This window comes from Amycolatopsis sp. Hca4 (genome assembly GCF_013364075.1).
Classification (GTDB): Bacteria; Actinomycetota; Actinomycetes; order Mycobacteriales; family Pseudonocardiaceae; genus Amycolatopsis.
Map to the genome: position 1 here is coordinate 9,421,649 of NZ_CP054925.1, position 24,371 is coordinate 9,446,019.

A 24,371-nucleotide genomic window follows, 5' to 3' on the forward strand; every position below is an offset into this window, starting at 1 on the left:
GGCGCGGTCACTCAGGCGTACTGCGGACCCGCCGGCACGAACCCGGCGGCCTCGCGCCCGGCCCGGGCCGCCGTCGCGGCGAACCGGCCGTAGCTCGCGGCGAGCAGCCCGAGATCGACGGCCGCCCCGGCCCCGGACGGCCACGCACGACCGTCCACCCACTGCCGCACCTCCCGCTCGGCCGCGACGGCGAGCGCGACCGCGGCACCGAGCGCCGTCCCGTCCCGGCCGAGCAGGACGTCCCGCAGCGCCCGCGCGGCCGCGACCGCGTGCCTGCCGAGGCGTTCCAGCGCGGGTCGCACCTCCAGCGGCACGGGCGCCTCGGCGACCTCTTCCGCAAGTCCACCCATCCGAGTGAGATCCGCGGCGATGTGCACGGCCGCCACGACCGTCTTCACGTCCGCCTCCGGCGGTGCGTGCAGGGCCAGCAGCGCGCACGCCTGGTCCTCGCACGCGGCCCCGAGCGCGGCCGCCGCACCGGCTTGCTCCCGCGCACGTCCGCCCAGCGTGTGGTCACTTTCCAGGATCGAGCGCGTGGCTTCCTCGAGCGCACTCGCGACGAGGTCGCTCAGGTCCGCCAGCCGGTGGGCGAGCGTCACGAGCTCCTTCTGGAAGGCGGTCGGCATGGCGGCAGGAAACCAGCCCGGACGGGTGTCGGCATCTCGTCACCGCCCCGGAATTGTCGGACCCCCGTGCTCTCCTCGTCGGCAAGAGCGGTGCACCCCGCACCCGGAGGACAAGGAGAGACCGATGGCAGGCGAAACGACGGTCACGGTGGTCGGCAACCTCACCGGCGACCCCGAGCTGCGCTTCACCCCGGCCGGCTCGGCGGTCGCGAACTTCACGGTCGCGAGCACGCCACGCCTGTTCGACCGCGAGTCCGGCGCCTGGCGCGACGGCGACCCGCTGTTCCTGCGCTGCAGCCTGTGGCGGGAGTACGCGGAAAACGTCGCCGAGTCGCTGGTGCGCGGCAGCCGCGTGATCGTCCAGGGCCGGCTGAGACAGCGGTCGTACGACACGAAGGAGGGCGAGCGCCGCACGGTGGTGGAGCTGGGGGTCGAGGAGATCGGGCCGGCCCTGCGGTACGCGACGGCCAAGGTGACCAAGGCCAGCCGCGCGACGGGCGTCGAGGGGAGCAGTTCCTGGATCCCGGAACCGGTGGCGGTGGGCGACCCGCCCTTCTGAGCCCATCCGTTCGCGGCCGGCCTCCGAACGCCCGTCGACGGGGCCTCGACCCGTGCTGGATCGCCTGCGGCGACGATGAGGGTGACGCTCCGGCCGGACCTGCTGTCGAAATCGCACCGTTCGATTCGACGCAGGGACAGAGGCCGAACCACGAGCGGGAGGGACCGACATGAACGGGAACGAGAAGACCGGCTCACCGGCGGCGCACCCCGTGGTCAACCACCGGATGCGGGCGATGCTCCGAGCGGTCGGCGCGGGCCGCGCCCGGGTGTCGTGCAGCAGCGAGCCGGACCTGTTCATCGACGGCCTCTCCTGCGGCGACCAGTTCGCGGCCCACGCACTGGCCCACCAGGGCCTGGTCCGCGCGACCCGCCCCGGCCGCCCGGGCGAGCTGGTCCCGGCGATCCTGACCCCCGAAGGCTGGGCGCTCATCACCCCCGAGCACAAATCGGCCGCCTGACCCGGCGACCGGGATGTTTGACAACTCCACAGAGAAGCCTTGGGAGAAAAGGAACCGGGGTCGCCACTCGGCTGCCTTCCGGCCGGCCGGGTGACCGAAAGCCCATCCTGCCGGGCGGCATGAGAGGCGCGGCGGCTCAGGGGCGTTTGATTCGGCCCGCGCACCCGCGAAAGTGTCGTGGCCGAAAAGCCGGTCCGGCCGGGAGGCGTGGCGGCGGCGCGAGCGATGCGGCGGCCGGTGCCTGGTCCGGCGAGGCCGCCACAAAATGCACGAAGGCCGCCGCTGTCCGGCTCGGCCGGAAGGCCGACCCGGCCTGGAGACGAGCCGGCGGCGGTCTGCCTACTGCCCCTGCTGCGGGAACTGCCCCTGCTGGCCCGGCGCCGGGAACTGCCCCTGCTGCGGCATCCCCTGCGCTTGGGACGGGTGCACCGGATACCCCTGCTGCGGAAACCCCTGCGGCTGCGAAGGGTGCGGCGGGTACCCCGTCGCGGCCTGCGCCTGACCCTGCTCCTCCTGGGCCTGCAGCCGCAGCGCGTCCTCCTTCGGGATGCGGTTCTCGATCCCGCAGAACGTGCACTGCGCCGTGTACTTGACGCTGATCGGGAACAACGGGATGAAGAACAGCGTGAACTTCGTGACGGCCTTGCGCACCGCGTGCGACGCAGGATTGCCGCACCGGCCGCACAGGAACGTCGTCATCGCCAGCACGTAGATGCGGGTACGCCAGCCCCAGATCAGCATCGGTCTTCTCTCTTCCGGTTCTTCGTTCGCCGCGCAGCCTCGCACACCGCCGCCGCCCGGCGGGGCGGTTTCGGCGATCCTGTCCGGGCAATACCCGGCGAACCGGACATCCGGCCCGTACCGCGCCACCGGTGGTCACGGGACTAGATTGGGATCATGCCGAGCGACTTCGCCCTGAAGACGATGAACGCCGTCCACCGCGGCCTGATCAAGCTGACCGGTGGGCGGGTGGGCTGGCAGGTCGCCATGCCCGTGCTGGAACTCACCACCACCGGCCGCAAGAGCGGGCAGCCGCGGTCGGTGCTGCTGACCTCGCCCCACCAGGAGGGCGACACATGGGTCGTCGTGGCCTCGCGCGGCGGCGACGACACGCACCCGGCGTGGTTCCTCAACCTGCGTGACAACCCCGAGGTCGAGGTCTCGCTCAAGGGCGGGCCGAAGCAGCCGATGCGGGCCCGGATCGCCGACGCCGAAGAGCGGGCGCGGCTGTGGCCGAAGATCACCGCCGACTTCAAGAACTACGCGCAGTACCAGACGAAGACCGAGCGCGAGATCCCGCTCGTCTTCCTCGAACCGCGCTAGGTGTGATGTCCAGGGACGTTGTCCCGAGGTGAGGCGACCGGTGGCGGGCATCGCGTTCGTCCACACCGTCATCGACGACCACTCCCGCATCGCCTACGCCGAAATCCACACCGACGAAACCGCCGCCGCCGTGCTGCGCCGGGCCGTGGCCTGGTTCGCTGACCGCGGCGTCACCGTCGAACGCGTCCTCTACCCATCGGAAACCTCGCGGCGGGCCGCGCTACCGGGCTGGCTCCACTTCTCCAATCATCACCGACCCCACAGCTCAACCGGCGGCAAGCCGCCGGTCACCCGACTGACCAACCTCCCCGGACACCACAGCTAGGTCACAACCGCGCCGTCAGGTAGGCCGGGTCGGCGGCGGGGATCGGCTTGTCGGGCACCCCCGCGAGCAGCTGGCTCATGGCGTGGAAGTACGGCGGCGCGGCGACCGTGCCGCCGAACGCGCCGTGGCCGCAGTCGCCGAGGTGCACCGGGGTGCCCGGGCAGATCTCGCGTGGGTGCGGCCCGTCGGCGAACACCATGGACGACACCGCGTAGTCGTCGACACCACCGACGAAGGCCACCGATTCGCTGAGCTGGGTCGTGCCCGTCTTGCCGATGTCGGGCCTGCTCCAGCCGGCCGCGCGGGCCGCCTCGGCGGACGTGCCGCTCGTGGTGTCCTTGCTCAGCCCCGCTTCCAGGGTGTCCGCCACGCCCTGGGGGAGCACCCGTTCGCACGCCTGCTGCGCGACCGGCACGGCGTTGCCGTTCCGGTCGGTCACCGACAGGATCGGGTTCGGCGGGCACCACACGCCGCCGCTCATCAGCGTCGCCGACACGTTGGCCATCTCCAGCGGGCTGACCGGGCTGTTGCCGAGGGTGAACGACAGCAGGTTCCGGAAGTACTGCGACTGCGGCTGGCTGAACTGCGGGTTGCCCGACTTCGGGTCCGGCGTGCGGCCGGCGTCGTTGGTCGCGAGGGTGGTGCGCAGCCCGAGCTTGGCCGCCATGTCGAGCACGGCGGGCATCCCGACCTGGCTCTCCAGCCCGACGAACGCGACGTTCGGCGACGTCGCCAGCCCGTCGGCGAGGGTGATCGGGTCGGCGTAGTGGCCGTCGTTGTGGACGGTGTAGCACGATCCGTGCGCGTCCGGCGCCGGGAAGCACTGGCTGTCCGGGTTGGGCAGCGGGGTGTCGAGGCCGGCCTTGCCGGTGACGAGCGCCGCGGCCGAGGTGAAGATCTTGAACGACGAGCCCGCGCCGAACTCGTTGCTCGCGTCGGCGACGATGTCGGTCGACGTCTCGCCCCGCGCCGGATCGGTGCCGTAGTTGCGGTTCGCGACCATGGCGAGCACCTGGTGCCCGTCCTGGCCCGGCTGGACGACGGCGAAGGTGTTGGCCACGCCGTCCTGGGTGGTCGGCACGTTCGCGTCGACGGCGTCCTTGGTCACCTGCGAGACACGCGGGTCGAGGGTGGTCTTGATCGTGTACCCGCCGGTGGCCAGCCGGTCGGCGGTGAACCCGGCGTGCACCAGGTAGCTTTCGGCGTAGGCGCAGAAGAAGCCCGCGTCGGGGGCCGCACCCATGCAGGTCCCGGACGGCGTGACCGGGCCGTTCGGCACGACCCCGAGCGGGGTCGCCTTCGCCGTCGCCGCGTAGGAGGCCGGGATGGAGCCGTTGGTGACCATGTCGTCGATGACGAGGTTGCGGCGCTGCAGCGCCTTGTCCGGGTGGGTGTACGGGTTGTAGATGCTGGGGTTGTTCACCATTCCGGCGAGCAGCGCGGCCTGCGGAACGGTCAATTTATCCGGCGTCGTCCCGAAATACGCCTTCGCGGCCGCGCCGACCCCGTACACGGTTCCGCTGAATTCGACCACGTTGAGGTAGTTCGCCAGAATGTCGTCCTTGCTCATGGTCGCGTTGAGCTGCACGGCCATTTTCGCCTCGCGCAGCTTGCGGGCGAGCGAGTCCTCGCGATCGGCCTGCTGGGCCGCCGGGTCGTTCCGGTCGACCACGTTGATCAGGTAGTTCTTGACCTCCTGCTGGGTGATCGTCGAGGCGCCCTGCAGTGCCCCGCCGGTGCTGTCGTTGACCGCCGCGCGCAGCATTCCCTGCATGTCGACGCCGCCTTCGGTGTAGAACCGGCGATCCTCGACGGCGATGATGGCGGCCTTCATCGTGGTCGCGATCCCGGCCGCGGTGGCGGGCAGGCGGTACTGCGCGTAGAGCGTCGCGATCGGCGTGCCGTCGCGGTCGGTGACCGTGGTCACCAGCGGCGGATCGGCGGCGGCGAGCTGGGCGGAAATGGCGTCCACCGAATCGCTCACCTGATTCGACAACAGGCCGGCCCCGATGGCGGCGGGCGCGACCGTCCCGGCCACCAGAATCCCGGCGAGCAGACACAAACCGGTAAAAGGGACCACGCCCCGGCGACGTTTCACGGATTCGAGATTAGGCATCGCGCGATAAAGGTTCCGTTCGGTGAGACATGTGCCTCACCGGGCCAACCTGCCGAGCAGGACCGAGGCGACCGCAACGGCCACCGCCGTCGCCACCACCAGCACGGCGAAGTCGGTCCCGAGGTGGGCGGGTGTCCCGATGAGCAGGCCGCGCAGCGCGTCGACCTGGTAGCTCAGCGGGTTGACGTGGCTGAGCACCTTCAGCCACGACGGCATCAGGTCCACCGGGTACAGCGCGTTCGAGCCGAAGAACAGCGGCATGGTGATCGCCTGCCCGATCCCCATCAGCCGTTCCCGCGACAACACGATCCCGGCGATCACGATGGACAGGCAGCAGAAGAACGCCGAACCGAGCACGAGGACGGCGGCCATCGCGAGCAGCTTCAGCGGGTTCACGGTCAGCCCGACGCCGAGGACCGCGGCCAGTACCAGCACCATCAACGCCTGGACGAGCGCGCGGACCCCGGCCGCGAAGGCCTTCCCGGCGACGAGCGCGGCGCGCGGGGTGGGGGTGACCAGGAGCTTGGCGAGCACGCCCGCGTCGCGCTCCCAGATGATCTGGATGCCGTAGAAGATCGCGATGAACAGGGCCGACTGGGCGAGGATGCCCGGTGCCAGGAAGTCGAGGTACGGCGTCGAGCCGGTCGGGATCGCGCGCAGCCGGGTGAACGTCTCGCCGAAGATCAGCAGCCACAGCGCGGGCTGGATCGCCCGGGTGAGCAGCTCGGTCTGGTCACGGCGCAGTTTCTGCAGCTCCACCAGGCACATCGCGCCGACGCGGGCGCCGAGCACACGCAGCCGGCCCAGCGGGCCCGGATCAGCCGAGGCGGCGGGCGGTACGGCGAGTGGCACGGACACCGCGGATCCCTCCTTCTTCGTGGTCGAGGCGGTTCCCGGTGACCGACCGGAACACGTCGTCCAAAGTGGACTCGGGGCCGAGGCCGGCCTCCAGTTCGGCCGGCGTGCCGAGCGCGCGGATGCGGCCGCTGTGCATCAGGGCGACGCGGTCGCAGTACTGCTCGGCCTCGTCCATGTAGTGGGTGGTGACGAGCACGGTCATGCCGGTCGCTTCGCGGATCGAGCCGATCCGGTCCCACACCGACGACCGCGCGACCGGGTCGAGCCCGATCGTCGGCTCGTCGAGGATGAGCAGCCGGGGCGAGCTGACCAACGCCTGGGCGAGCTCGAGCCGGCGGATCATGCCCCCGGAGTAGGTCTTGGCCGTGCGATCGGCGTCGTCGGCCAGCCCGACGAGTTCCAGGGCCAGCCGCACCTGCTCGGCCCGGCCGCGGCGGGGCACGTCGAACAGCCGCGCGAACAGCGCGACGTTCTCACGGCCGGTCAGCGCGCCGTCGGCGGACAGCTGCTGCGGGACGTACCCGATGAGCCGCCGCACGGCCATCCGGCGGCGCGCGACGTCGACGCCGAAGACGGTGATGCGGTCGGGGCCGGCCGGCAGCAGGGTGGTGATCATCCGCAACGTCGTGGTCTTGCCGGCGCCGTTCGGGCCGAGCAGGCCGAACACCTCACCGGGGTGGATTTCCAGGTCCACGCCGTCCACCGCGCGGGTCGCGCCGAACGAGTGGCTCAGGCCGGTGCAGCGCACCGCTGCGGGTTCGGTCATGGCTGCTCCTTCAGGATGCCCATGAGTTTTTCGAGGGCGGGCAACGCCTGCTCGATCGCGGCGGTGTCCTCTTCGGACAGCCGGGTGAGGGCGTCGGCGACGAGCCCGGTGCGGGCGCGGCGCCAGGCCGCCATCCGGTCGGCGGCCGCGGCGGTGATCTCCAGCCGGATCGCGCGCCGGTCGGCGGGATCGGCTTCGCGGCGCACCAAGCCCGCTTCGGCGAGCTGGTTGACCAGCGTGCTGACGGAGTTGTTCGCCAGGTGCAGCTCACGAGCGGCGGCGGCGACCCCGATGCCGGGGTGATCGGCCACGACCCGCAGCAGCTCGACCTGGGCGCCGGGCAGCGGGGCGCCCGGTACGTCGGCCCGGATCCGGCGGCGCACCACCCGGCGTACCCCCAGGACGGCACCCAGCAGCCGGTCGGCGAGTTCGGTCATGCTTCCGAAGGTAGCTCTGACCCAGAACTATTAGCAACGCTAAATGTCCGGTTGATGACGAAAGTGAAGAATCAGCCGCGAGCCGCTTCGGCGAGGGCCAGGTCGAGCAGGCCGGGGAAGCGGGCGTCGAACTCTTCGCGGCGCAGGGCGTTCAGCCGTTGCGTGCCGCTGTCCCACTGCCGGAGCAGACCGGCGGCGCGGAGGATCTTGAAGTGCCGGGAGGCGGCGGGTTTGCTGACCGGCGGCATGATCGCGCCGCACGACTGGCCGGGTTTCCTGGCGAGCGCGGCGACCATGGCCAGCCGGTACGGGTCGCGCAGGGCCTCCAGGGCTGCGGCGAAGGAGACGTCTTCGAGCGCGGGGTGCTCCAAGGGGGTCGCGGTGCGGCTGGCCATGCCCCGAGTATTCCGGTTGCCCGGGCGTACGCCGCTGTGTCATGGTCGATGTTAGTCATCTCGTTAACATGAGGAGCTGTGGTGCGCGCTTACCGTCCTCGATCCGGCCGCCTGGTCCAGCAGGAAGAGCCGATGCCCGAGCCGCGGCCCGGCGAGGTGCTCGTCCGGGTGCGGGCGGTGTCGCTGAACTACCGCGATCTGCTGATCCTGAACGGCGACCACTTCGCCCCCGGAAGCGGGGCCTTGATCCCGGTCTCGGACGCCGCGGGTGAGGTCGCGGCCGTCGGCGAGGGCGTCACCCGCTTCGGCGCGGGGGACCGGGTGATCAACACCTTTCACCCGGACTGGATCGCCGGCCGGATGCCCGACACCGCGGTGGGCTACGGCAACGGCCGGGACGGCTGGCTCGCCGAATACCGGGCCGTCCCGGAGCACGCGCTCGTCGCACTGCCGGATTCGCTGAGCTTCGAGCAGGGTGCCACGTTGCCGTGTGCTGCCGTCACCGCGTGGACGTCGCTCGACGGCGTGCGCCCGGGTGACGTCGTGCTGACCCTCGGCACCGGCGGTGTCTCGCTGTTCGCCGTGCAGCTGGCGAAGGCGCGGGGAGCCCGGGTCGTCTCGACGACGTCGAGCGCGGACAAGGCGGCGAAGCTGGCCGGTCTCGGCGCGGACACGGTGATCGACTACGCCGCGGTGCCGGACTGGGGCCAGGCGGTGCTCGACACCACGGGTGGGCGGGGTGCGGACCGGATCGTCGAGGTGGGCGGGCCCGGCACGTTCGCGCAGTCGGTGGTCGCCGCCGGGACGCACCACGCCGAGATCGCGCTCGTCGGGTTCGTCGGCCGGAGCGGTCCCGCCGTCGACTTCATGGACCTGTTCCGCAGCGGCGCGACCCTGCGGAAGATCTGGGTCGGCAGCCGCGAGGACACCGAAGACCTGCTCCGGTGGCTCGACGTGTGGCCGATCGAGCCGGTCATCGACGGCGTTCACTCCTTCGAGGACGCCGAGGCGGCCTTCCGGCGCTTCGAGAGCCGGGAGAACTTCGGCAAGGTCGTGATCGCTGTCGGCTGAGGCGAGAGGAATACCGCTGATCGGCGCAACCTGACCGGGTGTGACCGTTCGGCGGCGGGCCGCTGCCGTTCGCCGCGCCGCGGCGGGAGTTGCGGTCCGGAACCCGCGCGGCGGGAGCATGCTGTCCTCTCCGGCCCCGCGTCCCCGCGCCTGACGTCCACAGTGGACACTGCCAGTGCGCCCGGTCCGGCGGCCTCCGAAATGAGGATAGGAACGTTCGTCGTGACCCTGCTGGACAGCAAGCTCGTCCGGTGCTGGACCTCCCGCCCGCACCTGCAGTCCCTCTACTCCCTCGCCGCGGCCGCCCCGCGGGTGCGCGCCGCGCTCGGCCTGGCGCCCACCGGCGGCGGCACCGTCGACTTCAAGGTGACCGGGGACGCGCTGGCCCGCACCGAAGCGGAGCTGATCGCCGCGACGTCGGCGCGGCTGCCGGTGCACCCGCTGGTGACGCAGGACCTGCACGGCCGTTCCACGGTCCGGTGCTGGCGGCGCAACCGCGACCTGCGCGTGCTGACCGGCGACCTGGTGGACGTCGCGGACCGGCTGGCCAGGGCGGGGTACGGCGGCTCGCTGCGGTTCGCGACCGTCGAGTTCGGCGAGCCGGGCGGGCGCCGCGAGGGCAAGCTGGCGCTGGTGTACCTGTTCGACCGCGGCACCTTCCACCCCGCGGCACCCGGGGCGCGGCAGCTGGACCGGGCGCTGGAGCTGCGGGCCCGGGCCGCGTTGCACGGTGCGTTGCCGCTGGAACCGGTCGCGCAGCGGCGGTTCGTGCTCTGACGCGGCCCTGAAAATCCTTCGATTGGCGCAGGCGGACCGTTCTGCGAGGATGCTGCTCTCGTCCGATCGAAGGAGATGGCCGTGGCTTCTCGCCTCAACCCGTACCTGAGCTTCCGCGACGACGCGCGGCAGGCCATGGAGTTCTACAAGGGTGTCTTCGGCGGCACGCTCACCCTGAACACGTTCGGGGAATTCGGATCACCCGAAGGAGCGGACGCGAACAAGGTCATGCACGCGCAGCTCGAGGCCGAAAACGGCTTCACGCTGATGGCGTCGGACACCCCGGCCGGCATGGAGCACAACCCGGGCACGAACATTTCGGTGAGCCTCAGCGGGGACGACGCCGACGACCTCCGCGGCTACTGGGACAAGCTGAGCGAAGGCGGCACCGTGACGGTTCCGTTCGAAAAGCAGATGTGGGGCGACGAATTCGGTGCCTGCGTCGACCGGTTCGGCATCCCGTGGATGGTCAACGTCGTGCAGGGCTAGCCCGAGCCGTTGCAGCCGGTGGCCTCGTCGGTGACGATGGGGGAGCCGGCGTGGCGTGACGCGCCGGGCCGAAGGAGGCCCGATGGCGGGTTTTCCCTGGACGTGTGCGCAGTGCGGCGCGGTCAACGACCCCGCCGCCCGGCGCTGCCGCACCTGCGCGGGCCTGGCGCCGGGCCGGGCTCGCGCGCGGGCGCTGTGGGTGCTGCTGACCCTGATGGTGGTCGCCGCCGTCGCGGTGGGCGGGGTCCTGCTGTACGCCGGGCGCTCGCGGCCCTCGCCGGCCGCGTCGGGGCCGTTCCCGGAGTACACGACACCCGCGCTGCCGACCACCAAGACCGTGGTCACCACCGCGAACGGCGTCACCCCGCCCGTCACCCCGGCCACCACCACGTCGACCTCGGACGGCAAGCCGTGCCCGGCCGACGCGGCGCGGTACCTGCCCGGCGGCACCGGGACGGCGCTGCTCGTGGGGCAGACCGCGAAGTCGCTCGTCACGATCTGCCGGACCCCCGACGGCCGGATCTTCTACGACGGCCAGGCCCGCGGCCAGGCGGCCTCCGACCAGACCCACATCATGCTGCCGGCCCAGGCCCAGGGTGACGGCTTCGTCGCGGTGAACGGCGAGTACAGCTACAAGGTCGACGGCGGCAGGCTGGTCGTGTCCGCCGGGTCCGACGTGCTCTCCGACGAGGAGCTGACCACGGTCGGCTGACCGCCGGACAGCTCCTCGACCGGCTCCGCGTCGAACCCGAGGTCGGCCCGCATCCGGGCGCGCATGACGCGGTAGCCGCGCTGGCCGGCGTCCCAGGCCGGCCGCATCCTGGTGCCCTCGTCGTCCGGGTCCAGCAGCATCGCGGCCAGCCGCATCCGGGGCAGCGTGGCGGCGCTGACCAGCTGCCGGACCGCCTCCGGTGCGTGCAGCACGACGGGCCCGAGCGCGTGCTGGGCCTCGCTGCGCACCTCGCGCACCTCGGCGAGCTGGTGTTCGTCGAGCCGCTTGCCCGCTTCGCGGAGGGCGCGGGCCTGGAACAGCACGCCGTCGAACGCCTCCAGCGCACCCATCAGCCGGGCGTAGGCCTCGGCACGGGTCTCGTGGGTCCGGGCCTCGCGTTCGCGCTGCCACCGGCGCTCCTCGCGAGCGGCCTCCTCGGTCATCCGGCGGGTCTCCCGCCGGCCCGAAAGGACCTGGGTCAGGATCACCCCGGCGAGGCCGAGGAGTGCGACGACGATCGGAATCCACACGGGGACCTGGGAACCCACGTGCGCACCCTACCCAGCATGTGGGAGCGGCGGCGGCCACCCGGCCCGCGTCCGCATGCTGGAGCCATGGTCTCTCCGCTGGACAACCCGACCTGGGCGTCGCTGACCGGCCCGCACGCCCGCTTCGCGGAACGGCAGGGGCGCGTGGTGCGCTACCCCGAGGACGTCGCGCCGTTCCTGGCCCTGCCCGACGACCCGGACGAGCAGGACTGGCGGGACGTCGCCGGGCTCGCCGGGCCGGGGGCGACCGTCGTGCTCGCCGCGTCCGCGGCCCGGCCGCCGTCCGGCTGGGAGGTGCTCGACGAGATCCCCGGCGTGCAGCTGGTCGACGAAGGGGTCGCGGCCGCGCCCGACCCGGAGGCCGTGCGGCTCGGCGCGGCGGACGTGCCGGAGATGCTGGACCTCGTCGAGCGGACGCGGCCGGGACCGTTCCGCACGCGGACCGTCGAGCTCGGCACCTACCTCGGCATCCGGCGCGGCGGCGCCCTCGTCGCGATGGCCGGGGAGCGGCTGCACCCGCCCGGCTACACCGAGATCAGCGCGGTCTGCACAGACCCGGCGTTCCGCGGGCAGGGTCTCGCGACCCGGCTGGTGCTCGCGGTGGCGGCGGGCATCCGCGAGCGCGGCGAGACCCCGATGATGCACGCGGCGGCGAGCAACACCTCGGCGATCCGCCTCTACCTGTCGCTGGGGTTCGCGCTGCGGCACCGGCCCGACTTCGTGGCGGTGCGCGTGCCGCTCGCGGTCGCGGCCTAGGCACCCGTCGACGACCCGGGCCGGACGATCATCAGCACCGTCACCACGGCCCAGAGCAGGTTGAACACGCCGGTCAGCATGGCCAGCCGGCCGAGGGTGTCCGTTGTGGACTCCGCGGCCAGCAGCCGCCGCTGGCGCGGCAGGATCAGCAGCGCGAGCACGGCGGCCGCGACCGCGGTCAGGCCGATCGAGACGAGCAGCCACGGGTCGCCCATGACGTGCATCGTGCCCGCGACGCCGAACCCGAACACCGGGACGGCGATGGCCGCGTAGGCGTACACGCGGCAGATCCGGTGCAGCAGGGTGGCCGCCTTGACGTCGTCCCGGCGGACCGCGGCGGGGAACATGCTGGCCGCGACCGCGACCGGGCCCACGGCGAGGATCGCCGCCAGGACGTGGACCGAAAGCAGGATTTTCGACACGCACCGAAGCTAGCGATCTTCGCCGGGCCGGAGGAGTGGCTGGATCGCCACGAATCGCCTGGATCCGGCCACCGGGTGGCCCTGACTCGGCCGGGGACCCGCCCGTGCGTCGCCTCGCCCGCGTACGTCAGCCCCGCCCGGACCGAGCGGCCCCGGCCGTGGCGATGCCCTGCCCGCGCTGCGGCCACGCCGCCCGCGCGGTCTAGCCCGGCACCCACATCGTGACGCGGGTGCCGCGGCCCGGCTGCGAGTCCACCGTGCCGTGCCCGCCGACCTCGGCCAGCCGGGCCACGATGGACTGGCTGATGCCGAAGCCCGGCGGCCGGTCGCGGACGTCGAAACCCTGGCCCTGGTCGCGGGCCACCACGGCGATCCCGCCGTCGCGTTCCTCCACGCGCAGCACGACCTGCTTTGTCCCCGAGTGCTTCACCGTGTTGCGCAACGCTTCCCGGACCGCTTCGCACAACGCGGTGCGCCGGTCCTGCGACACCTTGTGGTCGTCGGCGAAGTCGGCGGCGACGAGCTGGGTGCGCAGGCCGTCGCGGGCGAGTTCGGTGGCGACGTCGGCGAGTTCGACCGCGAACCCGCGCGTCGGCCCGGTCGGCACCGGCTCGGTGATCCGGCGGCGCAGCTCGGCCGCCTCGGCCTTGGCGACCGAACGCAGCTCCGCCAACCGCGTGACGGCCTCGGCGTCGTCGCCCGGTGCGGAGATGGCCAGCGCTTCGAGGGTCTGCAGGACGCTGTCGTGCATGATGCGCCGGGTCCGGCGGCGCTCGGCCTCGCGCCCGCGGCGCAGCCCGATGTCCACCGCGAACCGCGTGCCGACGCCGAGCATGATGAGGATCGCGACGGCGAGCACGATCGCGACCGCGAGCGCCACCATGCAGCCGATCGACCGCGTCACGGCGAGCTGGTTGTCCAGCGGCAGCCCGCCGGCCACGGTGAGCAGGGCCCGGAACGGAACGGCCGCGGCGAACAGCCACAAGGCGGCAGGCAGCCCGGACGTGCCCGCCCACATGGCGACCGAGCCGACCAGCCAGGTCCAGGACACGTCGACGGCGAACGGCTGGATCGCGGCCGGCGCGGTCATGGCGACCACGAGGTTGAGGACCACGCCGAGGGACAGGTCCAGACCGAGCGCGCGCCCGGTGAACCGGGCCCGCAGGCCACCCGACCGCAGCACCCAGACGACGGCGGCGACGTTGGCCGCGACGGCGAAGACGGTGGCGCCGAGCACCGGGCCGAGCCCGAGCACACCGTTCGCGGCGGTGAACCCGATGAAGACCTTGACGAACGCGGCGGCCCGGTAGGCCAGCGGCACGGCGACCCAGTAGCGGGAGGCACGGGCCAGCGTCGCGTCCCCGACGGCGGTGAGGTCACTGCTGTCGGGCACGGGCTCGGTGGGTTCCGCGGGTGTGCCGCTGCGCAGCAGATCGCGGACGAAGGCGCGTGGCGGTGCGGCAGAGCCCGCCTCGGGCATCGGTGGTCCCCATTCATCCGGCCGTCCGGGCGGCCTGAGCCTGGCAGCGCGGCGGGGGAATAGTCAACCGTCCCGGCCCGGAGCCAGCCCGCTGGAGCAAAGCGCCTCGACCGATTCGTGATCCGACGGCGGGCGAGAGGAGCGACGGGCGTCGAGGAGTGCGGTGGCCGCGTCGCCGAACGCAGCGTCGCTCTCGGACTCGTCGACGGCGAACGGCGTGGCGCAGGTGGACGGTCCCGGTCGGCGGGTGTGGTGCGCGGGCAGCTGCCTCAGTACGCGTGGAACATCGTGTCCTCGCCCGTGTACTCCGCCCAGCCCGGCGAGCCCGTCGTCGCGAAGCGGTGCCAGGCGCCGTTCAGCTCGGCCGCCAGCTCGATCGGCGGGTTCTCGCCGAGCAGGCCCCTCGGCCCCGAGAGCGCGTCCAGCGCTCCGAACACGAACGGCAGCTCCAGCCCGTGGCACGCTCCCAGCCTGCCTTCGAGCAGCGGCGAGCCCCATTCGAACTCGTAGCGGAACGTCCGGCCGGTGTGGTTGGCGGCCAGGTCGCGCACGCCGTCGCGGAAGACCAGGTCCGTCAGGGCCTCCACCAGGATCTCGCCCGCCGTGCGCCCCGAGCCCAGGCCGTACGCGTAGAGCACTCCCGCGGGGTCCGGGTGGGACACCGCCAGGGAGGCCACCGCCTGGTCGTCCGTGACCGCCTCCAGCGCGCCCGTCGGCACCAGGTAGAGCCGCATCTCTTCGCTGCAGCTGCCCACGATCAGGTCGACGTCACGGCCCGCGCCGGCCTTGATCGCCTTGGCCGGGTGGTGCGGCAGGACGTCGTCGCCGATCACCGGGAGGAAGGGGCTGAGCCCGTAGCCGCGGTCGTAGCCCAGTGCGTCGCGCAGGTCGGGGGCGCCGCCCGGGCGCAGCACCGCGTCCTGGGCGTCGAGCAGCTGCTCGGTCGACACCTTGCGGAACGCCTCCGCCGTCGGCTCCACCTTCAGCTCGTCGGCGACGACCTTGGCCAGGCGCCGGGCCTGGACGCCGTCGCGGACCATGTCCGGGTGTCCGCTTTGGACGATCGCGCGGCGGAAGAGCCCGGTCGAGAGGGGCGAGCCGAGCAGGCAGGCGACGCTGACCGCGCCCGACGCGGCGCCGAAGAGGGTGACGTTGGCCGGGTCGCCGCCGAACGCGGTGATGTTCTCCCGCACCCAGTGCAGGGCCGCGAGCTGGTCGCGCAGGCCGAGGTTGGTCGCGCCGCCGTCCACGGGGAGGAAGCCGTCGATGCCGAGGCGGTACTGGACGGTCACCACGACCGCGCCGGCTCGGGCGAACGCCGTGCCGTCGTGGACCGCGGCCGACGCGGCGCCGCCGAGGAACGCGCCGCCGTGCACGAACACCAGCACCGGCAGGGAAGCGGCGCCCGGCTGCGGGGTCCAGACGTCGACCGTCAGGTACTCCGGTCCCGGGCGCCAGCCGGCGCCGGTGAGCGGGGTCAGGTCGAGGCCGGGTACGTCGTGACGGCGTTGCGGCGCCGTCGGCCCCGGTCTCCGCGTATCGCGGACGCCCTCCCACGGTGGTGCGGGGACGGGTTCGGCGAAGCGCAGCTCGCCTTCGGGCGCGGCCGCGTACGGGATGCCGCGGAAGAGCACCACGCCGGCGGGGGTGACCTGACCGCGGACCGCGCCGGACGTGGTGGGGACGACGGGGTCGGTCATGCGCGGGTCCCTTCGTGGACTGTCGGGGGAATTGCCCGTCAGCCTAGGACCGCGGACGGGCCGCCGTCATGGGCGTTCCGCCTCCGAGGTTGTCGCGGATGGATAACGGCGGCGGGTCCGTTCGGCCGAAAGGACGCCGCCGCGCATTCCCGGTGCGGTGTGGGCAGGGCGCTGGGGACGCCCTGCCCACACCGTCAGCCTTCGAGGAGGTCCTCGATGGTGATCGGGATGTGCCGCACCCGGATGCCGGTGGCGTTGTAGACGGCGTTGGCCACCGCCGCCGCCATGCCGACGGTGCCGATTTCGCCGAGGCCCCGTGCGCCCACCGCGTTGTGCAGGGTGTCCGGGTATTCGACGAAGTGGACGCCCACCTCCGGGATGTCGGCATTGACCGGCAGCAGGTAGCTCGCGAAGTCGCCGTTGGCGAGCCGTCCGTTCGCCTCGATCTCCAGGCCCTCGTGGAGCGCGGCCGAGACACCCCAGATCATGCCGCCCATGATCTGGCTGCGAGCCGCCTTGTCGTTGATGATCCGGCCCGCGTCGAAGACCCCGAGCATCCGGGACACCCGTGCTTCGCGCGTCCACTTGTGCACCCGGACCTCGCAGAACTGCGCGCCCCACGAGGCGAAGGAGTGCTTGGTCATCTCCTCGCCGGGGGCCGACGTCCCGGTCACCTCGAGCGTTTCGCGGTCCACCGCGCGCAGCAGCTCACCGAACGTCATCGACTCGCCGTCGGCGAAGACGCGGCCGTCGGCGTAGGTGACCTGGCGCCCGGCGAACGGCGCGCCGGGGTCGGCGGCGAGCGCCGTCAGCTCGTCGATCGCCTTGGTGGCGGCGAGCATGATCGCCGTGCCCGCGCTCGCCGTCGCCGTCGAGCCGCCCGACATGCCGCCCGGCGGGAGGGCGGAGTCGCCGAGGCGCGGGGTGATCCGGTCCGCCGGGATGTCCAGCGATTCGGCGCCCACCAGGGAGAGCACGGTCAGCAGGCCGGTGCCCGGGTCCGCGCCGCTCGTGGCGACGTCGGCGGTGTCGTCCGCCCGCAGCGTGATCCCGACGGTGGCCGGGAACCGCAGGGCCGGGAACACCGCGGTGGCGACACCCTGGCCGACGAGCCAGTCGCCGTCGGTGCGCGTGCCCGCCGGGCGGTGCGCCCAGCCGAACCGGTCGGCGCCGATCCGGAAGCACTCGTCGAGGTGCTTGCTCGACCACTGCAGGTCGTGGCCGGGCGGAGCGGTCGAGTTGTTGCGCACGCGCAGCTCGATCGGGTCCATGCCGAGCTTTTCGGCGAGCTCGTCGATCGCGCTCTCCAGCGCGAACGAGCCGGGTGCCTCGCCGGGGGCCCGCATGAACGTGGTCGGCGGGACGTTCAGCGGCACCATCCGCTGCGTGATCGACAGGTTCTTCGTGGCGTACCACTCGCGCGAGGTGCCGTGCGACGTCGGTTCGACGAACGACCGCGCGGTGTCGGTGTGGCACCACGAATCGTGCCGCAGGGCGACCAGGGTGCCGTCCGGCTCGGCGCCGATCGCGAGCTTCTGGATCGTCGAGGCCCGGCCGGCGGTGGCGGTGAAGACCTGTTCGCGGGTCAGCGCGGCCTTCACCGGGCGGCCCAGTGCACGGGCGGCCGCCGCGGCCAGGAACGCCGGCGTGGACGTCCGCCCCTTGCCGCCGAACGCGCCGCCGACGAACGGGTTGAGCGCGTGGACGGCCTCCCGCGGCACGCCGAGCGCGACGGCCAATTCGGTCGCCTGCATGTCGGAAGCCTGGTTGCCGCTGTAGACGGTCAGCTCGCCGTCGTCCCACACCGCGACCGCGGAGTGCGGCTCCATCGCGGCGTGGTTCTGCGTCGCGGTCGAGTAGGTCGCCTCGAGGACCACCGGGCTCGCGGCCAGCGCGGCATCGATGGATTCGACGCCGTCTTCGAGCACTTCGATTTCCGGGGGAGCGCCGTTGAACGTCGGCGGCGCCATCTCGGCCTCGTCGAGGAACTCGGTGAGCGAGGTGCGGGCGGGCCGCTCGCGGTAAGCGACCTTGACGAGGGCCGCGGCGTCCCTGGCCTGCTCGAACGTCTCCGCGACGACGAAGCCGATCGGCTGGCCGTAGTAGGAGACTTCCTTGTCCTGCAACGGAACCCACGTCTCGCCGAACACCGGCAGGCTCGGGGTGTTCAGGGTCAGCGGGTCGAACGGGGTGTACACCTCGAGCACGCCGGGCGCGCTCTTCGCCGCGGTGGCGTCCACGGCTTCGATCTCGCCGTTGGCGATCGTGCTGAGCACGGTGTAGCCGTAGACCATGCCGGGGAAGGTGTGGTCGGCGCCGTACTTGGCGCCGCCGGTGACCTTCAGCGGCGCGTCGAGCCGGGTGATCATCGGGAGCTCCCCTCGGTCAGTTCGAGCAGGGCCCGGACGATGGTGCGCTGCAGCAGCGGCACCTTGAACGCGTTGTCGGACAACGGTTGCGCGCCGTCGACGGCCACCGCGGCGGCCGCTTCGAAGCTCGCCTCGGTCGCCGGGGCGCCACGCAGGGCCGCCTCGACGGACGGCAGCCGCCACGGCACCGTCCCGACGCCGCCGGCCGCGACCCGGGCGTCGGCGACGACCCCGTCCCGGACGTCCAGCGCGACGGCGGCCGAGCACAGCGCGAACTCGTAGGACTGCCGGTCGCGCACCTTGACGTAGGTCGAGTTCGCGGCCCAGTCCAGCCGCGGCACGACCACCTCGGTGATCAGTTCGCCGGGGCGCAGGTCGTTCTCGACGGCGGGGGTGTCGCCGGGCAGCTCGTAGAAGTCGGCCAACGCGACCTCGCGGGTGCCGGACGCGTCCGCCAGCCGCAGCCGGGCGTCGAGCGCGACCAGGGCGACGGCGACGTCACTGGCGTGCGTGGCCACGCACGCCTCGCTCGTGCCGAGGATTGCGTGCATCCGGTTGGCGCCGGTGAGCGCGGAGCAGCCGCTGCCGGGGACGCGCTTGTTGCACGGCATGGCGATGTCGCGGAAGTACGAGCAGCGCGTGCGCTGCAGCAGGTTCCCGCCGATGCTGGCCATGTTCCGCAGCTGCTGGGACGCGCTCAGCAGCAGGGCGCGCGAGATCGCCGGGTAGACGCCGGGGTGCGCGGCGATCGCGCCCATCCGCTCGAGCGCGCCGAAGCGCAGGCCGTCGGTGGTGTCGATGCCGCGCAACGGCACGGCGTTGATGTCGAGCACGTGCTCCGGCGTCAGGACGTCGAGCTTCATCAGGTCGACCAGGGTCGTCCCGCCGGCCAGGTAGGTGCCGGGCGTGGCGACCGCCGCTTCGACGGTGGTGGGTGCGGTCAGCTCAAAGGGACGCATCGGCCCGCCTCGCCTGCTCGACGGCCTTGACGATGTTCGGGTAGGCCGCGCACCGGCAGAGGTTGCCGGACATGAATTCCCGCACGTCCTCGACGTCCTGCTCGACGGCGGCGACCGCCGACATGATCTGCCCGGCGGTGCAGAACCCGCACTGCAGGGCGTCCTGGTCGACGAACGCCTGCTGCACCGGGTGCAGCCCGTCCTCTGTGGACAGTCCTTCGACGGTCGTCACCGGCTGCTTGACGGTGGCGGCCAGGGTGAGGCACGAGAGCACGGGCTTGCCGCCCACGTGCACGGTGCAGGCGCCGCACTGCCCGCGGTCGCAGCCCTTCTTCGGGCCGGTGACGGCGAGGCGCTCGCGCAGCGCGTCCAAGAGCGTGACGCCGGGATCGACGTCCAGGTGTTCGGTGGTGCCGTTGACTTCGAGTGAGATGTCCACTGGTCTCTTTCCGCGGAGCCGGGCGGGTTGCCCGACGGTGTGGTGGGGCGGTGAAGGCGGGAGCGGATAGTCATCCGCTTCACTCGGTCGCGAGGCTAGCGGATTACAATCCGCTTGGCAACGAGCCTGTCGCCCTGGAGCAGCTCCAGGTCTGGGCTAGATTCAGCGGGACGGCACGACCACCGGGAGGAACCATGTCGACCGGATCGGTCAGCCCGCGCCGAGCGGATACCCGGCGCAACCACGAGCGCATCCTCGTCGCGGCGGCGGCGTCCCTGGCCGACGCGGGCGAGGTCTCGTTCAACGCGATCGCCAAGCAGGCCGGCGTCGGCGTCGGCACGGTGTACCGGCACTTCCCGACCCCGGAGGCGCTGATCCTGGCGGTCTACCGGCGGGAGGTCCGGCACATCGTGGAGATCGTGCCGGTGCTGCTGGAGAAGCACCCCCCGGACGAGGCGATGCGCCTGTGGGTGACCGACCACGTGGCCCACTACATGATGACGAAGAAGGGCCTGGCCGACGCCCTCCGCACGGCAACGGCGGCTCGAGGCGAGCTGCCGGGCGACGCGTTCGAGGACATGCTCGGCGCGGTGGCGGCGATGCTCGAAGCCAACGCGGCGGCCGGAACGATCCGCCCGGGCCTGACCCCGGTCCTGGTGATGCGCGGTCTGGGCGGCCTCTTGTGGCTGGACCCGAACGGCGACTGGCAGCGCGACGCGGCGGAGCTCGCGGACTTGTTGTGGCACGGGATGGCCGCGCACCCGGACTAGGCTTCGCCGTCGAGCCGCACGGTGACGGTGACCCGCCCGCGTTCATCGCGCCGCGCAACGGCGTGACCGGTGCGGCCGGTGTCATCGAGGTCGAGGGTGATGGGCCCGCCGTCGCCGGTGAAGTTGCGCCACCACGACTTCGCATCGGGCATCATCACGCCGATGGTGACGACCTCGCCATCCCGCCGGTAGCCGACGGGAGTGCTGAAGGTCCGCCCCGACCGGCGGCCGGTGTAGGTGATCTGGGTGAGGCGCCGCCGGACGAGCGGCCCCCACCGAGGTGACGTCCGAAGCGCGACTACGCAGGTGTTGTACCGGGCGATCGCGGTTTTCGGGAGCGGGCCTCGGTATCCCACGGGAGCCTCCTTCGGGGGTGGTGTTGCCACCGTACCGGAAAACGGAGAGAGGTGTTCCGGTTGCCGGATGGGCGGCTGGGGGCTCGAGGCCGCCGCCGGGAGGGGGCCGCGCTGGGGGGGCGATGGGACGGCAAGGTTTGCGACAGCCCGGCGAGGGTGGCGGCCCGCGGCGGCGCGGCCACAGGAGCGACCCGGATTCTGTGGTGACCGACCGGCGGGCGACCGAGGTATCGCAGGCGGCGGTGCTCGAGGTGAAAATCGGGGCCGCTGCCCGCGCGCCTTTTGCGGCTGCGGCTCGCGGGGGCGGACGGGCTGCGGGCTTGGGGAGCGGGCGCCCAGGTCGGTTGCGTGGCTCGGCTGGCTCCGGCGACTCCCGCCGCATCCGCGGCTTGCCTTGGGGTGACTCGTCTTTTGCGGGTGCGGTCCGCCCGGGCCGGTCCGCGCGGGGCGGCCCGTCGGGGCGGCCCGGCCCGGGCGCCTTTGGCGACTCGGGGCGCCTCGGACGGCCCGCGCGGCTCCTCGTTGCCCGGTAGCTCAGGAGATTTGCGCGGCTCCCGTGGCTCGGCGGCTTGGGCGGTTGATACAGCCGGGTGTGGGGGAGCCCTGGCGGTTCTCGTGGCTCTTCGTGGCTCGGGCAGTTCTGGGACTTTGGCGGTTATGTGGCTCGGGGTGGTCCCGGCGGGTTGCGTGGCTCCCCGGCCCCGGCCCCGGCCCCGGCCCCGGCTCCCCGGCGGCTCGGCGGCTCGGGTGGCTGAGGCGGTTGTGTGGCTCGGGGTGGCTCCGGCGGGTTGGGTGGCTCCCCGGCCCTGGCCCCTGCCCCGGCTCCCCGGCGGCTGCTCGGGTGGCTGAGGCGGTTGTGTGGCTCGGAGTGGTTCCGGCGGGTTACGTCGCCCCCCCCCCGGCCCCCCCCGGCCCCTCCGCCCCCCCCGGCCCCGGGCCCTCCGGCCTCCCGGCCCCTCCGGGCTCTCCGGCCCCCGGGCTCTCCGGCCCCCCGGGGCCCTCCGGCCCCCCGGACCTCCCGGCCCTCCGGCCCCCCGGGCCCTCCGGCTCCCAGGCGGCTCGGGTGGCTCAGGCGGTGCTGCCGGTTCGTGCGGCTTCGACTGCCTTGGGTTGCCCCTCCCGCGGCTGCGGCCTGCCCCCAGCGGGGGCAGGGAGCCGGTAGAAGCAGTTCAGGTGGATGTCGGGAAGTTGAACGCCGCTTCGCTGTGGGGCCAGCGGGTTGTTACCACCTTTGCGCGGGTGTAGAAACGGGTGCCCGCCGGGCCGTGGATGGGGCTTTCTCCTATCAGGGAGTCCTTCCAGCCTCCGAATGAGTAGTACGACATCGGGACCGGGATCGGGACGTTCACGCCGATCATGCCCACCTTGACCTCTCGCTGGAACTTGCGGGCCGCCTCGCCGCTTGCTGTGAAGACCGCCGTTCCGTTGCCGTACGGGTTGGTGTTGATCACCTCTATTGCTTCGTCCAGCGTTGCCGCTCGGACGATCGACAGCACCGGGCCGAAGATCTCGTCGCGGTAGGCGTCCATCTCCGGGGTTACCTCGTCCAGCAGGGACGGGCCGACGAAGAAGCCCTCCTCGTGGCCCTCCACCTTCAAGCCTCGCCCGTCCACGACGACCTTTGCTCCCTGTTCCGCGCCGCGGGCCACCGATTGCTCCACGCGCTCGCGGGCCGCCTCCGTGACCAGGGGGCCCATGTCGCTTGCCGGGTCCGTGCCGGGGCCTACCTTCACCTCCGCGGCCTTGCGCTGCAGGATCTCCACCAGCCTGTCGCCCGCCGAACCCACTGCCACGCCGACCGAGATGGCCATGCAGCGTTGGCCTGCCGAACCGAATGCGGCCGCCGTCAGGTGGTCCGCGGCGAACTCGAGGTCCGCGTCGGGGAGGACGACCGCGTGGTTCTTCGCGCCTCCCAGTGCCTGGACGCGCTTGCCCGCCGCCGTGCCGCGCTCGTGGACGTACTTGGCGATCGGCGTCGAACCCACGAACGACACCGCCGCGATCTGCGGGTGGTCCAGGATCGCGTCGACCGCCACCTTGTTTCCGTGCACGACGTTGAAGACGCCGTCGGGCAGGCCGGCTTCGGAATACAGCCGCGCGACGAAGTTCGAGGCCGACGGGTCGCGCTCGCTGGGCTTGAGGACGAACGTGTTGCCGGTGGCGATGGCGATCGGGTGCATCCACAGCGGCACCATGATCGGGAAGTTGAACGGCGTGATCCCGGCGACCACGCCCAGGGGCTGGCGGAAGTCGTGCACGTCGACGTCCCGCGACACCTGGTCGGAGAAGCTGCCCTTGAGCGCGTCGGCGATGCCGCAGGCGTACTCGACGACCTCGCGGCCGCGGACGATCTCGCCGCGGGCGTCCTCGATCACCTTGCCGTGCTCGGCCGAGATGATCCCGGCGAGCTCGTCTTCGTGGCGCACCAGCAGCTCGCGGAAGGCGAACATCACCTTCGTGCGCCGGGACAGCGACGAGTTGCCCCACGACTCGAACGCCTTGGCCGCGGCCGAGACCGCGGTGTCCACATCGGACGGCTCGGCCAGCAGCACCCGGGCCTGCCGCTGCCCGGTGGCCGGGTCGTAGACCGGCGCCGTGCGGGTCGAGCCCGCCGGGGTGGCGGTGCCGTCGATCCAGTGCTCGATGGTGTTCACGGTGTCCTCCGGGTAGTGGCGCCGGTGCGAAATCACAGCAGTCCGACCGCGGTGTCGACGGCCTTGGCGACGTCGCCGTCGTGGGGGTAGAGCAGCGAGCGGCCGACCACCAGGCCCTGCACCGTCGGCTGGGCCAGGGCCCGCTGCCAGGCGGCGAAGGCCGCGTCCGGGTCCTTGACCTCGCCGCCGAGCAGCACGGCCGGCAGGGTCGACGACGCCAGCACGCGCTCCATCTCCTCGACCACCGGGAGCTTGAGCCAGGTGTAGGCCGACGACCGGCCGAGGGCGGCGGCGATGGTGATCGACTTGATCACCGCGTCGGGGGAGAGGTCGTTCTGCACGCGCCCCTCGACCCAGCGCGACAGGAACGGCTCGACCAGCGCGATCAGCTTCCGGTCGGCCAGCTCGTTGACCGCCTTCGCGGTGTTCTCCAGGACACCGGGCGTGGCCGGGTCCTCCAGGCAGATCCGGGTCAGGGTCTTGCCGCCGTCGAACCGCATCCGCTGGATCGTTTCCGCGTCGTAGCACGCGAACCGGTCGTCGATCTCGAAGCTCGACCCGGCCAGCCCGGTGCGGTTCATCGAGCCGAGCACCGTCTTGCCGTCCAGCACGCCGAGCAGCAGCAGGTCGTCGATGACGTCCGGGGTGGCCAGGACGCCGGTGACGCCGGGGCGCTCCAACGCCAGGCACAGCCGCTCCAGCAGCTCGCCGCGGTCGGCCATCGCCGTCGGGTTGCCGCCCACGGCGTTCGCGCCGCGGGCCGGGTGGTCCGCCGCGATGATCATCATGCGGCCGGAGTGGTTGAAGGGTGACGCCGCCCGCGTGCGGTTCGCGGCCGCCTCGGCGATCGCGCCCGGATCGTGCACGCGTTGGGCGACGATGCGCCGCAGCACGTCGGTCACGGTTTCCTCCCAGCCCGAGGCGCGCCCTTCGCGCCCGTCGATGACGCTGCCGACGATTCCAGTGGGCCGGAACTTTGTCAAGACATATGGACAACACGTCAT

Annotated in this window: 26 protein-coding genes and 1 pseudogene; 10 read left to right on the forward strand and 17 right to left on the reverse strand. The window is 72.5% G+C overall.

All coding sequences use genetic code 11. The features are described 5' to 3' along the window. Positions 1-11: 11 nt before the first annotated feature. Positions 12-626 (reverse strand): phosphate uptake regulator PhoU, encoded by a 615-nt coding sequence (locus HUT10_RS42990; protein WP_176176452.1) that lies wholly within the window; start codon positions 624-626, stop codon positions 12-14. A gap of 124 nt (positions 627-750) precedes the next feature. On the opposite strand from HUT10_RS42990, the gene HUT10_RS42995 reads away from it, so the two are divergent. Next, positions 751-1,185, forward strand: coding sequence for a single-stranded DNA-binding protein (locus HUT10_RS42995; RefSeq protein ID WP_176176453.1), 435 nt, complete (start codon positions 751-753; stop codon positions 1,183-1,185). A 169-nt stretch (positions 1,186-1,354) separates the two neighbouring features. Beyond that, complete coding sequence (locus HUT10_RS43000) at positions 1,355-1,645, forward strand: hypothetical protein (protein ID WP_176176454.1); 291 nt, start codon at positions 1,355-1,357, stop codon at positions 1,643-1,645. A gap of 339 nt (positions 1,646-1,984) precedes the next feature. Here the strand turns inward: HUT10_RS43000 and HUT10_RS43005 are convergent, their stop codons facing one another. Next, positions 1,985-2,386, reverse strand: a complete 402-nt coding sequence (locus HUT10_RS43005; RefSeq protein ID WP_176176455.1) for a zinc-ribbon domain-containing protein — start codon at positions 2,384-2,386, stop codon at positions 1,985-1,987. Between the two features lie 156 nt (positions 2,387-2,542). Here HUT10_RS43005 and HUT10_RS43010 point away from each other — a divergent pair, with 156 nt between their 5' ends. Beyond that, positions 2,543-2,968: a nitroreductase/quinone reductase family protein gene (locus HUT10_RS43010; protein WP_176176456.1), complete on the forward strand. Its 426-nt coding sequence runs from the start codon at positions 2,543-2,545 to the stop codon at positions 2,966-2,968. Positions 2,969-3,002: 34 nt separating this feature from the next. Next, positions 3,003-3,293: pseudogene (locus HUT10_RS43015) on the forward strand (IS481 family transposase); the annotation flags it as partial. Position 3,294: 1 nt separating this feature from the next. Here HUT10_RS43015 and HUT10_RS43020 read toward each other — a convergent pair. The 5 genes from HUT10_RS43020 to HUT10_RS43040 form a co-directional block, all read right to left on the reverse strand. Beyond that, positions 3,295-5,409, reverse strand: coding sequence for a transglycosylase domain-containing protein (locus HUT10_RS43020; RefSeq protein WP_176176457.1), 2,115 nt, complete (start codon positions 5,407-5,409; stop codon positions 3,295-3,297). A 36-nt stretch (positions 5,410-5,445) separates the two neighbouring features. Further along, a complete protein-coding gene (locus tag HUT10_RS43025; protein WP_176176458.1) occupies positions 5,446-6,267 on the reverse strand; it encodes an ABC transporter permease in 822 nt (273 codons plus the stop codon). Further along, a complete protein-coding gene (locus tag HUT10_RS43030; protein ID WP_176176459.1) occupies positions 6,227-7,033 on the reverse strand; it encodes an ABC transporter ATP-binding protein in 807 nt (268 codons plus the stop codon). The genes HUT10_RS43025 and HUT10_RS43030 overlap by 41 nt, the downstream gene beginning before the upstream one ends. Then, the gene (locus HUT10_RS43035; RefSeq protein WP_176176460.1) at positions 7,030-7,470 is read right to left on the reverse strand and encodes a MarR family winged helix-turn-helix transcriptional regulator; all 441 of its coding nucleotides are present in this window, start codon (positions 7,468-7,470) and stop codon (positions 7,030-7,032) included. Before HUT10_RS43035 ends, HUT10_RS43030 begins: the two co-directional genes overlap by 4 nt. A 71-nt stretch (positions 7,471-7,541) precedes the next feature. Next, positions 7,542-7,865, reverse strand: coding sequence for a helix-turn-helix transcriptional regulator (locus HUT10_RS43040; protein WP_176176461.1), 324 nt, complete (start codon positions 7,863-7,865; stop codon positions 7,542-7,544). 81 nt (positions 7,866-7,946) lie between these two features. Here HUT10_RS43040 and HUT10_RS43045 point away from each other — a divergent pair, with 81 nt between their 5' ends. From HUT10_RS43045 to HUT10_RS43060, 4 genes are all read left to right on the forward strand, one after another. Then, on the forward strand, positions 7,947-8,936 hold the full coding sequence (locus HUT10_RS43045) for an NAD(P)-dependent alcohol dehydrogenase (protein ID WP_176176462.1): 990 nt from the start codon (positions 7,947-7,949) through the stop codon (positions 8,934-8,936). A 222-nt stretch (positions 8,937-9,158) separates the two neighbouring features. Continuing rightward, the gene (locus HUT10_RS43050; RefSeq protein ID WP_176176463.1) at positions 9,159-9,713 is read left to right on the forward strand and encodes a hypothetical protein; all 555 of its coding nucleotides are present in this window, start codon (positions 9,159-9,161) and stop codon (positions 9,711-9,713) included. A gap of 81 nt (positions 9,714-9,794) precedes the next feature. Then, on the forward strand, positions 9,795-10,202 hold the full coding sequence (locus HUT10_RS43055) for a VOC family protein (protein ID WP_176176464.1): 408 nt from the start codon (positions 9,795-9,797) through the stop codon (positions 10,200-10,202). An 82-nt stretch (positions 10,203-10,284) separates the two neighbouring features. Then, complete coding sequence (locus HUT10_RS43060; protein ID WP_254897269.1) at positions 10,285-10,914, forward strand: hypothetical protein; 630 nt, start codon at positions 10,285-10,287, stop codon at positions 10,912-10,914. Here the strand turns inward: HUT10_RS43060 and HUT10_RS43065 are convergent. Continuing rightward, positions 10,833-11,462, reverse strand: coding sequence for a hypothetical protein (locus HUT10_RS43065; RefSeq protein WP_176176465.1), 630 nt, complete (start codon positions 11,460-11,462; stop codon positions 10,833-10,835). The genes HUT10_RS43060 and HUT10_RS43065 overlap by 82 nt on opposite strands. Positions 11,463-11,528: 66 nt before the next feature. Here HUT10_RS43065 and HUT10_RS43070 point away from each other — a divergent pair, with 66 nt between their 5' ends. Then, positions 11,529-12,218 (forward strand): GNAT family N-acetyltransferase, encoded by a 690-nt coding sequence (locus HUT10_RS43070; RefSeq protein ID WP_176176466.1) that lies wholly within the window; start codon positions 11,529-11,531, stop codon positions 12,216-12,218. Here HUT10_RS43070 and HUT10_RS43075 read toward each other — a convergent pair. The 6 genes from HUT10_RS43075 to HUT10_RS43100 form a co-directional block, all read right to left on the reverse strand. Then, the gene (locus tag HUT10_RS43075) at positions 12,215-12,640 is read right to left on the reverse strand and encodes a DUF2269 family protein (RefSeq protein ID WP_176176467.1); all 426 of its coding nucleotides are present in this window, start codon (positions 12,638-12,640) and stop codon (positions 12,215-12,217) included. The two genes, HUT10_RS43070 and HUT10_RS43075, sit on opposite strands and share 4 nt — an antisense overlap. 202 nt (positions 12,641-12,842) lie before the next feature. After that, positions 12,843-14,120: a sensor histidine kinase gene (locus HUT10_RS43080; protein ID WP_176176468.1), complete on the reverse strand. Its 1,278-nt coding sequence runs from the start codon at positions 14,118-14,120 to the stop codon at positions 12,843-12,845. Between the two features lie 269 nt (positions 14,121-14,389). Continuing rightward, positions 14,390-15,820 (reverse strand): carboxylesterase/lipase family protein, encoded by a 1,431-nt coding sequence (locus HUT10_RS43085; protein ID WP_176176469.1) that lies wholly within the window; start codon positions 15,818-15,820, stop codon positions 14,390-14,392. Between the two features lie 194 nt (positions 15,821-16,014). Beyond that, positions 16,015-18,189: a xanthine dehydrogenase family protein molybdopterin-binding subunit gene (locus tag HUT10_RS43090; protein ID WP_176176470.1), complete on the reverse strand. Its 2,175-nt coding sequence runs from the start codon at positions 18,187-18,189 to the stop codon at positions 16,015-16,017. After that, complete coding sequence (locus HUT10_RS43095) at positions 18,186-19,148, reverse strand: xanthine dehydrogenase family protein subunit M (protein WP_176176471.1); 963 nt, start codon at positions 19,146-19,148, stop codon at positions 18,186-18,188. Before HUT10_RS43095 ends, HUT10_RS43090 begins: the two co-directional genes overlap by 4 nt. After that, positions 19,135-19,587: a (2Fe-2S)-binding protein gene (locus tag HUT10_RS43100; RefSeq protein ID WP_091309052.1), complete on the reverse strand. Its 453-nt coding sequence runs from the start codon at positions 19,585-19,587 to the stop codon at positions 19,135-19,137. The genes HUT10_RS43095 and HUT10_RS43100 overlap by 14 nt, the downstream gene beginning before the upstream one ends. Positions 19,588-19,781: 194 nt before the next feature. On the opposite strand from HUT10_RS43100, the gene HUT10_RS43105 reads away from it, so the two are divergent. Next, on the forward strand, positions 19,782-20,357 hold the full coding sequence (locus HUT10_RS43105) for a TetR/AcrR family transcriptional regulator (RefSeq protein ID WP_176176472.1): 576 nt from the start codon (positions 19,782-19,784) through the stop codon (positions 20,355-20,357). On the opposite strand, the gene HUT10_RS43110 is transcribed toward HUT10_RS43105, so the two are convergent. The 3 genes from HUT10_RS43110 to HUT10_RS43120 form a co-directional block, all read right to left on the reverse strand. After that, positions 20,354-20,713, reverse strand: a complete 360-nt coding sequence (locus HUT10_RS43110; RefSeq protein WP_176176473.1) for a hypothetical protein — start codon at positions 20,711-20,713, stop codon at positions 20,354-20,356. The genes HUT10_RS43105 and HUT10_RS43110 overlap by 4 nt on opposite strands. 1,169 nt (positions 20,714-21,882) lie before the next feature. Next, entirely contained in the window at positions 21,883-23,367 is a 1,485-nt protein-coding gene (locus HUT10_RS43115; protein ID WP_176176474.1) for a CoA-acylating methylmalonate-semialdehyde dehydrogenase, read from the reverse strand. Positions 23,368-23,399: 32 nt separating this feature from the next. Then, complete coding sequence (locus tag HUT10_RS43120; protein ID WP_176176475.1) at positions 23,400-24,269, reverse strand: aldolase; 870 nt, start codon at positions 24,267-24,269, stop codon at positions 23,400-23,402. Positions 24,270-24,371 lie beyond the last annotated feature (102 nt).